The 14,635-nt window shown below is 33.2% G+C and carries 14 protein-coding genes; 7 read left to right on the top strand and 7 right to left on the bottom strand.

Annotated elements, in window-relative coordinates:
- Positions 1 to 75 precede the first annotated feature (75 nt).
- The 5 genes from ACXAFS_RS11230 to ACXAFS_RS11210 all read left to right on the top strand — a co-directional run bounded on the left by ACXAFS_RS11230 (position 76) and on the right by ACXAFS_RS11210 (position 4,199).
- A complete protein-coding gene (locus tag ACXAFS_RS11230) occupies positions 76 to 759 on the top strand; it encodes a hypothetical protein (RefSeq protein WP_475307028.1) in 684 nt (227 codons plus the stop codon).
- 16 nt (positions 760 to 775) lie between these two features.
- Complete coding sequence (locus ACXAFS_RS11225; protein ID WP_475307027.1) at positions 776 to 1,216, top strand: hypothetical protein; 441 nt, start codon at positions 776 to 778, stop codon at positions 1,214 to 1,216.
- A gap of 118 nt (positions 1,217 to 1,334) precedes the next feature.
- On the top strand, positions 1,335 to 2,258 hold the full coding sequence (locus ACXAFS_RS11220) for a T9SS type A sorting domain-containing protein (protein ID WP_475307025.1): 924 nt from the start codon (positions 1,335 to 1,337) through the stop codon (positions 2,256 to 2,258).
- Between the two features lie 187 nt (positions 2,259 to 2,445).
- The gene (locus tag ACXAFS_RS11215; protein WP_475307024.1) at positions 2,446 to 3,465 is read left to right on the top strand and encodes a serine hydrolase domain-containing protein; all 1,020 of its coding nucleotides are present in this window, start codon (positions 2,446 to 2,448) and stop codon (positions 3,463 to 3,465) included.
- A 56-nt stretch (positions 3,466 to 3,521) separates the two neighbouring features.
- Complete coding sequence (locus ACXAFS_RS11210; protein ID WP_475307023.1) at positions 3,522 to 4,199, top strand: DUF6624 domain-containing protein; 678 nt, start codon at positions 3,522 to 3,524, stop codon at positions 4,197 to 4,199.
- Between the two features lie 72 nt (positions 4,200 to 4,271).
- Here the strand turns inward: ACXAFS_RS11210 and ACXAFS_RS11205 are convergent, their stop codons facing one another.
- The 3 genes from ACXAFS_RS11205 to ACXAFS_RS11195 form a co-directional block, all read right to left on the bottom strand.
- Positions 4,272 to 5,354, bottom strand: coding sequence for a hypothetical protein (locus ACXAFS_RS11205; RefSeq protein ID WP_475307021.1), 1,083 nt, complete (start codon positions 5,352 to 5,354; stop codon positions 4,272 to 4,274).
- A gap of 61 nt (positions 5,355 to 5,415) precedes the next feature.
- Positions 5,416 to 6,201, bottom strand: coding sequence for a hypothetical protein (locus ACXAFS_RS11200; protein WP_475307020.1), 786 nt, complete (start codon positions 6,199 to 6,201; stop codon positions 5,416 to 5,418).
- On the bottom strand, positions 6,188 to 6,751 hold the full coding sequence (locus tag ACXAFS_RS11195) for an RNA polymerase sigma factor (RefSeq protein ID WP_475307018.1): 564 nt from the start codon (positions 6,749 to 6,751) through the stop codon (positions 6,188 to 6,190). Before ACXAFS_RS11195 ends, ACXAFS_RS11200 begins: the two co-directional genes overlap by 14 nt.
- Before the next feature lie 207 nt (positions 6,752 to 6,958).
- Here ACXAFS_RS11195 and ACXAFS_RS11190 point away from each other — a divergent pair, with 207 nt between their 5' ends.
- Positions 6,959 to 8,221 (top strand): aryl-sulfate sulfotransferase, encoded by a 1,263-nt coding sequence (locus ACXAFS_RS11190; RefSeq protein WP_475307017.1) that lies wholly within the window; start codon positions 6,959 to 6,961, stop codon positions 8,219 to 8,221.
- Between the two features lie 6 nt (positions 8,222 to 8,227).
- Here ACXAFS_RS11190 and ACXAFS_RS11185 read toward each other — a convergent pair whose 3' ends face one another.
- A complete protein-coding gene (locus ACXAFS_RS11185; protein WP_475307016.1) occupies positions 8,228 to 9,205 on the bottom strand; it encodes a polyprenyl synthetase family protein in 978 nt (325 codons plus the stop codon).
- A gap of 131 nt (positions 9,206 to 9,336) precedes the next feature.
- Here ACXAFS_RS11185 and ACXAFS_RS11180 point away from each other — a divergent pair, with 131 nt between their 5' ends.
- Positions 9,337 to 10,986 (top strand): T9SS type A sorting domain-containing protein, encoded by a 1,650-nt coding sequence (locus ACXAFS_RS11180; protein WP_475307015.1) that lies wholly within the window; start codon positions 9,337 to 9,339, stop codon positions 10,984 to 10,986.
- 47 nt (positions 10,987 to 11,033) lie between these two features.
- On the opposite strand, the gene rlmN is transcribed toward ACXAFS_RS11180, so the two are convergent.
- The 3 genes from rlmN to aroA all read right to left on the bottom strand — a co-directional run bounded on the left by rlmN (position 11,034) and on the right by aroA (position 14,622).
- Entirely contained in the window at positions 11,034 to 12,080 is a 1,047-nt protein-coding gene (rlmN, locus tag ACXAFS_RS11175; RefSeq protein ID WP_475307013.1) for a dual-specificity RNA methyltransferase RlmN, read from the bottom strand.
- Between the two features lie 103 nt (positions 12,081 to 12,183).
- Positions 12,184 to 13,233 carry a tRNA preQ1(34) S-adenosylmethionine ribosyltransferase-isomerase QueA gene (gene queA, locus ACXAFS_RS11170; RefSeq protein WP_475307012.1) on the bottom strand — a complete coding sequence of 350 codons (1,050 nt, stop codon included), beginning with the start codon at positions 13,231 to 13,233 and terminating at the stop codon, positions 12,184 to 12,186.
- A gap of 147 nt (positions 13,234 to 13,380) precedes the next feature.
- Entirely contained in the window at positions 13,381 to 14,622 is a 1,242-nt protein-coding gene (aroA, locus tag ACXAFS_RS11165; protein WP_475307011.1) for a 3-phosphoshikimate 1-carboxyvinyltransferase, read from the bottom strand.
- Positions 14,623 to 14,635 lie beyond the last annotated feature (13 nt).

Raw genomic sequence — 14,635 nt, 5'->3', positions numbered from 1 at the left:
CCGAGAATGAGACAGGATAATGATTATATTTATTGTTATACAACAAGTTGTAAGGCATTTGAAAATCGAAACTAAATGGGAGTTTGGAACACTGAAATAAAAGGAAATGATATCACATTAGATATTTACTCGAACTATTTCGAAAAGTATAATAATGGAAGAAATCAAGTTTGGGTTTCAAACGAAATAAAGACGGAATTTGCTGATTATTTTTCAGATTCGGACGATCGAAATAATTCATTATTCGGACTTGCTTTGGCGCAATGGGAAACGAAATCTCTTGAATCAGAAATTTTTAAGCAAGTAAAAGAAATAATTGATAACGGAATTGACTTGGAATTGTGGAAAGAACTTGGTGCAGATGAAAAGACAATTCAGGAAAGAAAAACTGAATTACAGAACTTCTTGAAATTAATATCGACTGAAAAGTCAAAAGCGAAAAGAAGAGTTCGACCAAAATTTGATTTTACAACAAACGAACTCGTCCGAATTTCAACTGCTGACGGAACAAAGGAATTCAGGGTCAACGAAGAATTTACGAACGGAAAATATATCCATACAAGCGGAATAATGGAATGGAATTCTGGCGGTGGAGCTGGAATAATGTACTTTAATGGAGAAGGTAAAAAAGTTTCTGCGAAATGGATTGACAATAACAACTTGGAAATAATCCACGAACCGAATTTGAATTTTGTAAAAAAGGAGAATGAATCGTTTTTCCGAGGAAACGAAGTGAAAATAGAATATAAAACTGAATAAAAAACGCCTTACAACAATGGCTATAAGTAATTTGAAAATGATTTCGGAAAACAAAAATGAATTAGAAAAACAAGAAAAGACAATCCGAAAAAGTCTTGCATTGGTGTTTATTCCAATTTTTATTGTAATTATTTCTGTATCACTTATTCAAAATAATTCGAAAAGCTATCTTGAAAAAGAATATAATAAAATCCGAAATAAGTCCTACTCTGGAAAAATAACAAATTTATTATCAGAAAAAGACAACGGACGAACAAGATCAATTCTTATAAATAATAATTGGGAAAAAGAAATTCCTTTTTTCATATACGAAAAACTGAATATTGGAGATTCCCTATATAAACAAACTGATTCTGATTTTGAATATTATGTTAGAAAATCAAAAAAGGACACTATAAAACGAGATGTAAATGAGTTTTATCGGAAAAAATATTTTGACAAACTGAATGAAAAATAAAAAACTGTACAGAACAATATATTACTGTAATTTTTCAATCTAAAATCACTAACTTTAATCCATTAATTGACTGTTGCTCAAATACATTGACCACGATTATTAGAAACCTATTTCAATTATGAGGAATCTTTTATTAATAATATTTTTTTTAGCATCAATACAAGGAACTGCACAAAATGAGTCTTGTGAATTTTCTGATGGTAATTATCATTACTTTTTGTGGCTAGAAGATGATACTCCTATAGGTTTTAACAAAAGTGATTTTATTTCCTATCTTGAAACGAATAGTAACATTTCTAGTTCCGAAGTTACTTTTCTTGAATCTAATCTTGTTGAAGTCTACAGATCGGTTCCTTACTTAGACTCTGACCCAGAGAACAAACTTATACGTGTAGAAGCTATAGATGAAGACTTAGTGCCCTTTTTCTTATCTCTTAATGAATCCATTAATCAAGCAACTATATATTGCGATTGCCTAAACTCAGATGGATTTTTTCATTTCTATGTACGATTGATTATTGATGATATACCATCTTCTGATTTTGACAAAACTGATTTCATTAATCATATACAAACGAATAGTAGTCCTTCTAGTTCGGATTTGGATTTTTTTAATAGTTCTATTTCGAGTGTCTCCCTTCCTTTTCCTTCATCTCAATCTGAAAGTTTGCAAAAAACTCTGCTTGTAATTTCTAACTACGACCTTATGATGCCTTACCTACACCAATTTTCTGAGGCTCTCAACTTGGTGGAATTAATTTGTGGTGAAGCTGAATTATCCATAACGGATTACCAAGACCCTAAGGATTTAATAACAATAACTCCTAATCCAATCGTAGAGACTTCTATAATTAAAATTGATGATCAATTCTCCTTAGAAGAATTGCAGATCATTGATTTGAATGGTAAAATATTGTACCATAAAAACATCAGAGGTTATGATATGATTAATATGAATGAATTCAATTTGAACTCTGGTTTGTATTTTATAAAATTCTCTGAACAGAAAAGTAGTATTATAAAAAAGATTGTAGTACAATAGCTTTTATAGCTAAAAATTAATTCGTCGTATTTGGAAAGTCTCAAAATTTCCAAATTAATTGAATTACACACAATTCATCAAGACTATTCAACAATTCAGGATTATAAAATTTCTACGCTTTGTATATTAATGGAAATTTGTGAGTGCAAAATATTAGTAGCTTATTTTACTAAAAGCAAATGACATCATGAAAAAAAACGTATTTAGAGTAGTCTTGTTGGTTAGTACCGCAATTTCCTTATTCTACGTACCATGGATTTTGGTTTGGGCTTGGATTTTGCCATTGCCAAACACCGTACAAGAACAAGTAGATGAAACCTTATCTCATGGCTTTGAAGGCATGATTGTCTATGTAGACCAAGCAGGTAAACCTCCTGCATTTTATACAGGTGGCTGGAAAGACAGAGAAAACAAAATACCTGCAGACCCAAAGTCGTTATTTAAAATTGCAAGTATTAGTAAACTATATACTGCTGTTTCTATTGCTAAACTCGCCAAAGCCAATGAATTGTCGTTAGATGACACACTTGCTGATTACTTTCCGGAATTGGTTGGTAGAATTGAAAACGCAGAGTCTATTACCTTAAAAATGATGGTGCAGCATCGAAGTGGTATTCCAAATTTTACAGACAATCCTACGTATTGGGAAAACGAACAAGAAAATGGCAAAAGAGCGCTTGATTTTGCTTTGGATTTACCAGCTAGTTTTAAACCAGATCGAGGCTATGAATATTCTAACACCAACTATCTGCTACTTCGTAGAATCATGGATAAAATTTTAGGTTATAGCCACGAACAATACATTAAAGAAACCATATTGCGTCCACTAAATCTTAATAACACATTTTTTTCACTCAAAGAAGTCAACTTAGATGATGTAATGAGTGGCTATTATATTGGCATTGACAAAGATTTTAAAACCAATGAAAACGGCATGTTGGCCACAGCAGAAGATGTTGGTAGATTCTTACGTGCATTAAATGATGGTTCTGTTTTTAATGAAGGTGAAAGAGATATTTATGCGTCTATTTATGAGTTTGAACATGGTGGATTGGTTCCTGGATACCAAAGTCTTGCCGAATACCATGAAGACATAGACACTGTTGTTATTCAATTTCTAAACACCACAGATTTTAATGGCTACGAATGGAATTTATCAGAGATTTCGATTAATCGTATCGTAAAAATCATTAAGAATCAGAAATAAAGTGCATGTAGAAGCTTTTAGCCGTTGCATACACACTAACAAATCAATATTAACCCATGAAGTATATTTTATTATTCAGCCTAGTATTAGCAATGAGTTGCTCTAGTAAAACCAAGCCTGAAACCACATCGACAAAAACGGAAAATCAAAAAAGTTTAATTGCAGTTTTAGACACTATCTGGAAAGCTGAACAACTGCCTATTAGAAAAAGAGATTCTCTTATGAAACTATATGGTGCCGAATCGGAATTAGTGAAAGAACAACAAGCCATCTATAAAAAGAACCATAGCATCAATGAAAAAAAAGTAAAGCATATTCTAGATACTTATGGATGGCCAACCAAAGAAATGTCAGGTGGCGAACAAGGTAATTGGACAATATGCAATGTTATACAACACTCAGACAATGCTGTTAGAATACACTATCTACCAATGATGAGACAAGCTGTAAAAGACAAAAAGTTAGAGCCTCGATTTTTAGTTAGAGCGGAAGACCGCATAGCAACCGAAAGAGGAGATTTACAAATCTATGGTGGACAAATGAAGTACTACCCAGAAACGAAGAGCTTTAATCTTTGGCCTGTTTTTGAACCAGAAAATATAGATAAAAGAAGAACTGAAATTGGGCTCGATTCAATAGCGATATTTCTAAAAAATAGATTCAATTTTGAATGGAATCTAGAAGAGCAAATAAAGCGAACGGAAGCGTTTTTAAAGGAACGTAATAAACAATAAAGAAAAAGCCGTAATCTAAATATTAAGATTACGGCTTTTAACACTCAAAAATTGATTGATGAAAAATTTATTTTAGTCCATATCAAATCTTAAACCTACTGATATGTTATTTTGGTCAAAAGCCTGGTCCTTAAATAATGGATTAAGATCGTACTTTACATAAAGTGCAACATCTCCCCAAGCCAAATAGCCACTTAATCCGTATACAAACTCATTAACTTCGAAACCTCCTCGTTGCTTGTCCTTAATGCGGTTACCATCTTCCTTGTATTTTAGCTTTTGCATGCTACCAATATTAAGACCAGCATAACCACCAAGACCTATTTTAAACTTATTGTGTGTAGAATATCTGAAGTAATCCTCTTTTTCAATCTTTTTTGATGGTCCAAATTCTAAGTGAACAGGAAACACTAGGTTGGTAGTTCTAAATTTTGCTTTCTTTAAATCTAAAGGAAATTCTTGCAACGTAACATTACCATCTGTATTCACAAAGTATTGGTTGTCTTTAATATCAAACTTATTCCACTGAAATGAGAAACCATATTTTAATCTCCAGAAGTTAGTATTCTGAAAAATTCTTGTTTTCCAGGCATAACCAAGCTCCATAAAACCAGAACCACCAATTTTATATGGAGAGTCATCAATATTTTCCCCTTCAATTATAGCGTTATTTAATCCAAATGCAAAAACGATATCGCTTGTAGTGCGTCTGTCGTATTTTCTTGGTTTTCTTACCCTATCTTCCGGTGTTATTTCTACACCTGTAAACTTTCCAAGATTAATTCCAAAACGGATAGATTCATTATCTGACTGATAATCATCTTCGTTTCTTTGCAAAAGAGCAATTCTATTATCAATAATTGCTAATCTGTTTTCTATATTAGCGGCTCTCTTTTTTGCAGCTTCCTTTTTTAATTCTTCGGCTTCTGCAGCTGTAATTTGTTTAGCATCTAGTCGCTCGTTTATAGCCTCAATTTCTTTTTTTAAAAACTCGCGCTCTTCCTTTTCAATTTCAACTTTTCGTTCTTCCAAATCTTCAATTTTATAATCTACTGAAGTTTTTTCTAAACTGTCTTTTACCTTTTCTTGTGCTTGTATTGTACCAAATGTTACCGATATAATGGCATATACTACTAATCTTGTGATTGTGTTCATAACTGTTCGTTTTTTGATGATTTATAATTGTTTTATTTGATTCTAACTTTTCTTAAGGAACTTAATCGTTACGCTGTGCTACTGCAGTTTTTACTGTTTTGTATCCGTCTTTTAGCACTTCGTAAACTTTACTTCTAAAGGATTGTCCCATCTCATCTTCCACATCTTCTAATAGTGACTTTGCATCAACTGTTCTGTTTGCTTCCTTATGCAACTTATCTTTAAAAAGTTCTTTGCTTGCTACTTTAAGAAGCGAATCTACTTCTCTATCTGTAACTGCTGTATTAGGCTTTATTTCGTTTAAAACTTCTGTCATAGCTTCGGCAAAAGCTTCTTTATCAATTGTAACCTTCTCCGTAATTAATTTTATATCTTTACTAGAATTTTCAACACTACTTTTATTCTTCTGCATTAATTTTTCATCAACTGCCAATTGTGTATCTACCTTACGCTTTGTAGCTGATTTATAATTAATTATTTCTGTTTTACTCTTTTTGTCTAGACCTTCAGAACCAACTTCTACTTCGTTATCCTCTGATGCTAATTCTATCTTATTGATTTCAGTTGTATTAGACTTTTCTGTATTATTAATATCATCTTTCACCTCTTTCTCAACCACCTGAGGTAAGCTTTGCTCAGTATTTTTAGGTTCTAATGTTTGCATCACAACAGTTAGTGTAATTATAACTGCTGCTGCTATTCCCATCCACCAAAACCAAGGGAATTTAGTTTTCTTATCTTCTGCATATAGACGTTCAGACAGTTTTGCCCAACTCTCTGCCGAAGGTTGCAGACTGCGCTCTTCTAGCTTGTCTTTTAATTGTTCTTCAAATTTAATTGGTGCCATAACTGCTGTTGTTTAATTCTTTAATCTTTTTCTGAAGCATTTGTCTAGCTTTAAACAATTGAGACTTAGAGGTGCCTTCTGATATGTTTAATAACTCAGCTATTTCATGATGCTTGTAGCCTTCTACTGCGTACATTATAAATACCATTTTATAGCCTTCTGGCAGACTATCTATTAACTGTTGAATTTCTGCAACCTCAATATTAGTCTTAATGTTATTAGAATAATCTTGCTCTAAATAATCGTCTTCTAAAGCAAACTCAATATGTTTTTGTTGCCTTAAAAAAGAAATCGCCTCCCTTACCATAATCCGTCTTATCCAACCCTCAAAACTACCTTCATTCTTAAATGTTTTTAAATACTTAAACACTTTAAAGAATCCATTTAACATAACTTCTTCAGCTTTCTGCACATCTTTAATGTAGTATCTGCAAACACTTAACATTTTAGGAGCGTGCAGCTCATACAATATATGCTGTGCCTCACGATTATTCTTCGCGGCTCTTTGTATAAGTTTAGTTTCGTTTTTATGAAGCTGAATAACTTTCATCTTGTCGGTTACGATTGCTCTTCTATTTATAGAGACGCAAATATCTTACTAATGGTTGTCTGGAAAGTAAAAAAACTTCAATAATATTTTTAAAAAATTGTTTTTCAGACACTTACAAACCATATTACTTTAAATAAAAGAATTAAAAATAAAAGTTTTAAATTTTGTGCATGTTATTAATACCTCTAATTTTACAAAAAAACTACAATGAGATATTTTTTCTTCCTCTTTATAATTACTACATCTATTCTAAGTTGTAAAAATGACGACGACCAAACAAACGAACCAGTAGTACTATCTGAAAATGTTGAAGTTTATGATGGTGATGCTATTGAAAATGGTTACGTATTAGCAATTGAAAATGGTGGTACTAGTTCTTACCTGCTTAATAAGGAAGGATTTAGAGTTCATGAATGGACTTTTGAAGATAATCTCGGAAATGATGTAGAAATCTTACCAAACGGTAAATTAGTTGGCATATTTAAAGTTGAAAACCCTGAAATTGCTTTTGGAGGGTCTGGTGGAATTATTAAAATACTAAACTCTGATGGAACCACAGACTGGGAACTACCTTATGCTTCTTCAGATATGATTTCGCATCATGACGTAGAAATGCTACCTAACGGCAATGTGCTCTTTATTGTTTGGGAGCGCATAGATAGTACGCTTGCTGCTCAACAAGGAGTAAATACAACCACAACAGATATTTTTCCAGAGGTTTTAGTTGAAGTAAATCCAAGCACTAATGAAGTAGTTTGGGAATGGCACAGTTTTGATCATATTATTCAAGATCAATTTAGTAATCTACCCAACTATGGAGATATAGCAGCGAATCCTCAATTAATTGATATTAATTATGATGTTGTTGATAATGGAGATATAATGCATGCGAACGGTATTGACTATGATGAAGAAAAAGACGTCATCTATTTAAGTGTTAATTTCTATAGTGAAGTTTGGGTTATAGATCACAGTACAACTACTGCAGAGGCGGCAACCAACTCAGGTGGTAACTACAATAAAGGTGGTAATTTAATCTATAGATTTGGTAATCCGACTGCCTATAATAATACTGAAGGAGAGCGTATATTTTTTAATAATCATTTCCCTAATTTACTAGAAGGTAATGAGCCTGGTGCAGGCAATATTCTTGTTTATGGCAATGGTGTAGATCAATCTACAGTTTTTGAACTAGACCTACCTGAAAATTTCACGCTAACTCCAAATACTAATAACGAACCAAGTATTGTATGGAGTTTTACAGATCCTGATTTATATTTTGGCAGAATCTCTGGTGCAGTACGTTTACAAAATGGTAATACACTCATTGCTGAAGGTGATTATGGTTTTTGGGAAGTAACACCTAACAATGATGTTGTTTGGAAATATTATGGTCAAGGTACACGCTTCTGGAGATGTTACGGCTATTTACCAGATGATGAAGCCATTATAAACTTAGATATTTTCTAAAAAAAATTACTTCTTTCTATCTATTACGTAGTTCACCATAAGCTCTAGTGACGCTTTGTATGGAGATTCTGGATATTTACTAAGTAAGTTTAAGGCTTCTTGTTGAAAATCTTTCATTTTTGATATGGCATAATCTAAACCACCATTAGATTTCACAAAAGCGATAACTTCCTTGACGCGCTTTTTATCTTTATTGTGATTTTTAACAGAATTTATTAACCACGATTTTTCCTTTTTTGAACAATTGTTAAGCACATAAATTAAAGGCAGCGTCATTTTCTGCTCCTTTATATCAATTCCTGTTGGTTTGCCTATTTTTTCTTCACCATAGTCAAATAAATCATCTTTAATTTGAAAAGCCATACCTATTAGCTCGCCAAACTTTCGCATAATATCAACTTCGGCGGAATTAGGCTTTACGGATGCAGCTCCTAAACTACAACAAGCTGCAATCAAAGTTGCTGTTTTCTGACGAATGATATCATAATAAATAGCCTCTGTTATATCGAGTTGTCTTGCTTTTTCTATCTGTAGCAATTCACCTTCACTCATTTCTCGTACTGCAACAGAAATAATTTTCAGTAAATCAAAATCATTATTATCAATAGAAAGCAAAAGTCCTTTGGAAAGGAGATAATCGCCAATTAGAACTGCTATTTTATTTTTCCATAGGGCATTGATAGAGAAGAAACCTCTTCGCCTATTACTATTATCAACAACATCATCATGCACCAAGGTTGCTGTATGTATAAGCTCTATAACGGAAGCACCTCTATACGTACGCTCACTAACCTCACCATTATTTAGCATTTTGGCAACCAAAAACACAAACATTGGTCGCATTTGCTTACCTTTTCTGTTGACAATGTAATGTGTAATTCTATTAAGCAACGCTACTTTACTAGCCATAGATAGCTGAAACTTTTGCTCAAAAAGTTCCATTTCGTAGGCAATAGGCTGCTTAATTTGTTCGGTTATTTTCATAAATGCATATAAAACTTTGCAAAATTACAAATAAAGCCGCTTTTTATCGTTAAAAATTGAATATTACATAATTAACGTATTTGGTAAACAAATATTTGTAACTTTAGGCAATTAATCTAAAAACAAACTTTATGAAAAAAATTACTTTACTGATGGCATTAGTCTTCTGCTCTAGTCTAATGTTCGGACAAGTCTTATCTGAGGATTTCGAAGGTGGACTCAGTTTACCAGCTGGATGGACCAATAACGAAATCGCTGCGATGGGCGGAACTTGGGGTTTTGCATCTGGAGGTGAAGCTATAGGTTATAACTCACCTAATACAATTTATTACGATGATGGTTTATTATTTGGCAACTATGCTGTATTTGATAGTGATGGGATTGGTAATGATGGAAATGCAGAAGAAGCAGCATTAGAAAGCCCTGCTTTTGATGTGTCTGGTGCTACTAATGTTATTTTATCTTTCAATCATTTCTTTACCGCTGGTTATGGAGGACAAGGTTTTGTTGAAGTTTTTGATGGAACCACTTGGGTGCAAGTTGCTTCTTATTCTGGAGCTGACCAAGCTGCTTCATCTTTTGGATTAGAAGAGATTAATGTTTCTACTGAAATAGCAGGTGTTGCAAATGCACAAGTACGCTTTAGATGGGTTGGTGACTGGTCTTGGGGATGGGCTGTTGATAATGTTGAAGTATCTGCACCTACCTGTATTGACCCAACAGGTTTTGCAATAGGACCTAACGGAGTTACAACAACAAGCTTTGATATTCAGTGGACTGACCCTAATGGTGGTGGCACTGTATTTGATATAGAATATGGAGAAACAGGTTTCTTACCAGGATTAGGAACAATGGTTAACGACCTTGCTGCTACCAACTATGATTTTACTGGTTTAATGCCAGATACAGAGTACGAATTTTACATTACTGCCAACTGTGCTGGTGGTAATGGTGACAGTAACCAAGTAGGCCCTATTACATTCTTAACTGCTTATGATTGTAGCACTTACACTCTTCCTGTAATGGAGGTGTTTGATAATAATAATGCTTTTGTAAGTTGTTACACTACAGAGGATGTTGATGGAGATACACTTTCTTGGATTTCTCAGCAAGATTTAGATCTTGACGGTGACATGGTTAATGAAACATTTGCTACAAATGCTAATGGTGATGCAGCAACTACACCTATGAAGAATGATTGGTTAATAAGTCCTGCTATTTCTTTAACTGCTGGTACTAATTATGAAGTTACAACTAGATTTAACGTATTTAGTGGAACACCAAATGCGAGTTTAGAGGCTTTTATTTTGGACGCTCCAAACTCTGGTGCAACGCAAGTAGCTACATTATTCTCTAATACTGGAATAGTTACACAAGGTGCATTTGAAACATTAGAAACAATGGCATACGAAGAAATAAATACTTTTTCAGTTGGAACTTCTGGCGACTATTACATAGCTTATCGTTCGTTTGGTGCTGGTGGGTCTGGATTTGTTCTTATGTTTGATTCAAATATTCAAGAGTCCTTAAGCATTGATGAGTTTAATCAAAATACATTTACTCATAACTACAGTAAAAACTTAGAAACATTGACGCTAGAGTCTTCTAATTTAGAAATGACTAATATTGAAATTTATTCAATCTTAGGTCAGAATGTAATTTCTAAGCCATTATCTAGTACTAGAGAGGTTATCGATGTAGCATCATTAAATGATGGTGTTTACTTAGCAAAAGTATTTGCTGAAGGTGGTTCTAAGACTATTAAGTTTGTGAAGAACTAAAACACTTTAAATATTACTCATAAAAAAAGCGGCTAATGCCGCTTTTTTTATGCTTTATTTTTATTAGCCAACTGACCACAAGCAGCATCAATATCTTTACCTCTGCTTCGTCTTACTGTAACTGTAATATTATTAGCCTCTAATATATTTACATACATATCTAAGGCTTTAGAATCTGCTTGTTGAAACTCACCATCGTCTATAGGATTATATTCTATAAGATTAACCTTACTTGGTGCAAACTTGCAAAATTCAACTAATGCATCTACATCCTTACGTTTATCGTTTATTCCTCTCCAAACGACATACTCGTAAGTAATTCTGTTTTTAGTTTTAGAATACCAATATTCTAATGCTTCTCTTAAGTCTTTTAAAGGAAATGTAGCATTGAAAGGCATTATGGATGTTCTCACCTCGTCTATAGCTGAATGCAAGGATACAGCTAGCTTAAACTTAACACCATCATCTGCCATTTTTTTTATCATTTTCGGCACGCCTGATGTGGATACTACAATTCGTTTCGGAGACATACCTAAACCTTCTGGCGATGTAATTTTATCTATCGCTTTAAGCACATTGTTATAATTCATTAAGGGCTCTCCCATTCCCATAAAAACGATGTTGCTTAATGGTCTGCCATGATATAATCTACTTTCGTTATCAATAGCTACAACTTGGTCATAAATTTCATCTGGATTAAGATTTCGCATTCGCTTTAACCTAGCTGTTGCACAAAACTTACAATCCAAACTACATCCAACCTGAGAAGACACACATGCTGTTGTGCGAGTTGGTGTTGGTATTAGCACAGATTCTACAATTAAATCATCATGTAATCTTACAGCATTTTTTATAGTACCATCAGAACTACGCTGCATCTGATCTACCTTAATATGGTTTATTACAAAGTTGTCCTCCAACATCTGACGCGTTTGCAATGATATATTGGTCATATCTTCAAAACTATGAGCAGACTTTTGCCATAGCCACTCATAAACTTGATTTCCTCTAAACGCTTTATCCCCTTGTTTTACAAAAAAATCACGAAGTTGCTCTTTAGTTAAAGCTCGTATATCTTTCTTCTTAACTTCCATATTTTACAAAAATAGGCATTGTAACTGTATCTTTTTCCAAAATAAAAAGCCTCTACTCTTTTTAGCTGTATGAGTAGAGGCTTAATAATATTCTAAGTTTGTTTTAGATGATTAACATAGCATCACCATAAGAATAGAACCTATATTTTTCCTTCACCGCTTCTTCATAAGCACGTTTTACAAAATCGTGTCCTGCAAAAGCAGAAATCATCATTAATAATGTAGATTTTGGTGTATGGAAATTGGTAATCATACAATTTGCAATACTAAAATCATAAGGTGGAAAGATAAATTTGTTTGTCCACCCATCATATGGATTTAACCTTCCGTTTGATGACACAGAACTTTCTATGGTACGCATAGATGTTGTACCAACAGCACAAACACGTTTTTTGTTCTCTATACCTTTATTTACTATATCAGCAGCTTTTTGGCTGATTATAATTTCTTCACTATCCATTTTGTGTTTAGAAAGATCTTCTACCTCAACCGGATTGAAAGTTCCTAAACCAACATGTAATGTAACTTCAGCCATTTCAACACCTTTAATTTCTAAACGTTTTAATAAATGCTTAGAAAAGTGTAAACCGGCTGTTGGTGCTGCTACTGCTCCTTCATTTTTTGCATATATGGTTTGATAACGCTCCTCATCTTCTGGCTCTACGTCTCTCTTAATATACTTTGGTAGTGGTGTTTGCCCTAACTCAGTTAATTTTCTTCTAAAATCGTTATAAGAACCATCGTATAAGAAACGTAAGGTACGTCCTCTAGAGGTTGTGTTATCAATAACCTCTGCTACTAAAGTTTCGTCATCACCAAAGTACAGTTTGTTACCAATTCTAATTTTACGTGCAGGATCTACTAATACATCCCAAAGACGCTGATCTTGGTTTAACTCTCTTAATAAAAACACTTCGATACGTGCACCTGTTTTTTCCTTATTACCATATAATCTGGCAGGAAAAACTTTGGTGTTGTTCATTATCATTACATCACCTTCATCAAAATAATCGATAATATCCTTAAAAAGTTTGTGTTCGATAGTTTGATTAGCTCTGTCTAGAACCATTAATCTAGACTCATCTCTGTGTTCTGCAGGATGTTCAGCTAATAATTCTTCTGGAAGGTCAAAATTAAAATTTGATAATTTCATGTATGAGTATTTTTTTTTAGAAGTTGCAAATATACAATCTCAGAATAGGCCTTGTCAAGTAATTAGCTGTTTATTTTGGAATTCCATATCTAAGGGTACAGAAACCAAAAAAAATACATATTATACAACTTGTAATTAAAACTTATATTATGCTTCAGTAACTTCTAACTGAAAACCAATACTTTTTAAGTCTTCCCAGAATTGAGGGTACGATTTACTCACCACTTCCGCATCATTAATTTGAAGTGTTGTTTTTAACCCTAATGGAGCAAATGCCATTGCCATTCTATGGTCATTGTAAGTCTCTACAGATACATCACTTTTAATACTCTTAGAGGGTTTTAAATACAAAGATTCATCCGTAATTTCTACTTCTGCACCAAACTTTTCTAGCTCTGTTTTTAGGGCTATTAACCTGTCGGTTTCTTTTATTTTTAAGGTATGTAAGCCTGTCAACTTGCATTCTAAGCCTAAACCAAAAGCTGTTGCCGAAATGGTCTGTGCGATATCTGGCGCATTGCTTAAATCAAACTTTATGGTTTTGTTGCTATCAACTTTCTTAACTTTTTTTATGGTTACAGAATTATTCTTAAAATTAGTTTCTATACCAAACTCTTTATATAACTCTGATAATATAGAATCCCCTTGCAGTGAGTCTTTTTTATATGATGACAACCTTAACGCAGTATCAACATTGCTCAATGCTGCAATACTAAAATAATATGAAGCAGAGGACCAGTCTGACTCTACCACCAATGTTTTAGACGCTGTTTGTTTTACTTTCGGTTTTACAGAAATAACATTATCTTCAAATTTTGTTTCTATACCAATTTCGTTAAGCAACCCTAAAGTCATTTTGATATAGGGAACAGAGGTTATTTTACCATCTAAAGTAAGCTCTAATCCGTTTTCTAATTTTGAAGCTATAAGCAATAATGCAGAAATGTACTGACTGCTAACATTGGCTTTGAGTGTAACCTTAGAACAAGTTAATTTTCTTCCTCTAATTTTAAGTGGTGGAAAACCTTCATTCTCTAAATATTGAATATCTGCACCTAGCAATTTTAATGCATCTACAAGGATACCTATAGGACGCTCTTTCATTCTAGAAGAACCTGTCAATGTCACCTCTCTGCCTTCTTGAATGGAAAAATAAGCTGTTAAAAAACGCATAGCTGTGCCTGCATGATGGATATCAATAATATCACCATCGGAAGACAATGCCTTTTGCATTAAAATAGAATCGTCTGAATTAGAAATGTTTTCAATATCTATGTGAGGATATAAGGCTTTTAATAAAAGTAAGCGATTAGATTCACTTTTAGAACCCGTAATTGTGACAGAAGTTTTTTGTTTAGTCTTAGACGAATTGAGAACTTGAATATCCATGTAGTTTTTCTTC

The organism is Winogradskyella sp. ABM4_392 (genome assembly GCF_056160445.1).
This window is presented reverse-complemented; position numbering and strand designations above follow the sequence as displayed.

Excerpts from the sequence above, each read along its gene's own strand:
- ACXAFS_RS11190 (WP_475307017.1), top strand. The coding sequence starts at position 6,959 with ATGAGATATTTTTTCTTCCTCTTTATAATTACTACATCTATTCTAAGT.
- ACXAFS_RS11180 (WP_475307015.1), top strand. The coding sequence starts at position 9,337 with ATGAAAAAAATTACTTTACTGATGGCATTAGTCTTCTGCTCTAGTCTA.
- queA (WP_475307012.1), bottom strand. The coding sequence starts at position 13,233 with ATGAAATTATCAAATTTTAATTTTGACCTTCCAGAAGAATTATTAGCT.
- ACXAFS_RS11195 (WP_475307018.1), bottom strand. The coding sequence starts at position 6,751 with ATGAAAGTTATTCAGCTTCATAAAAACGAAACTAAACTTATACAAAGA.
- ACXAFS_RS11185 (WP_475307016.1), bottom strand. The coding sequence starts at position 9,205 with ATGAAAATAACCGAACAAATTAAGCAGCCTATTGCCTACGAAATGGAA.
- aroA (WP_475307011.1), bottom strand. The coding sequence starts at position 14,622 with ATGGATATTCAAGTTCTCAATTCGTCTAAGACTAAACAAAAAACTTCT.
- ACXAFS_RS11200 (WP_475307020.1), bottom strand. The coding sequence starts at position 6,201 with ATGGCACCAATTAAATTTGAAGAACAATTAAAAGACAAGCTAGAAGAG.
- ACXAFS_RS11205 (WP_475307021.1), bottom strand. The coding sequence starts at position 5,354 with ATGAACACAATCACAAGATTAGTAGTATATGCCATTATATCGGTAACA.
- ACXAFS_RS11210 (WP_475307023.1), top strand. The coding sequence starts at position 3,522 with ATGAAGTATATTTTATTATTCAGCCTAGTATTAGCAATGAGTTGCTCT.
- ACXAFS_RS11220 (WP_475307025.1), top strand. The coding sequence starts at position 1,335 with ATGAGGAATCTTTTATTAATAATATTTTTTTTAGCATCAATACAAGGA.
- ACXAFS_RS11225 (WP_475307027.1), top strand. The coding sequence starts at position 776 with ATGGCTATAAGTAATTTGAAAATGATTTCGGAAAACAAAAATGAATTA.
- rlmN (WP_475307013.1), bottom strand. The coding sequence starts at position 12,080 with ATGGAAGTTAAGAAGAAAGATATACGAGCTTTAACTAAAGAGCAACTT.
- ACXAFS_RS11215 (WP_475307024.1), top strand. The coding sequence starts at position 2,446 with ATGAAAAAAAACGTATTTAGAGTAGTCTTGTTGGTTAGTACCGCAATT.
- ACXAFS_RS11230 (WP_475307028.1), top strand. The coding sequence starts at position 76 with ATGGGAGTTTGGAACACTGAAATAAAAGGAAATGATATCACATTAGAT.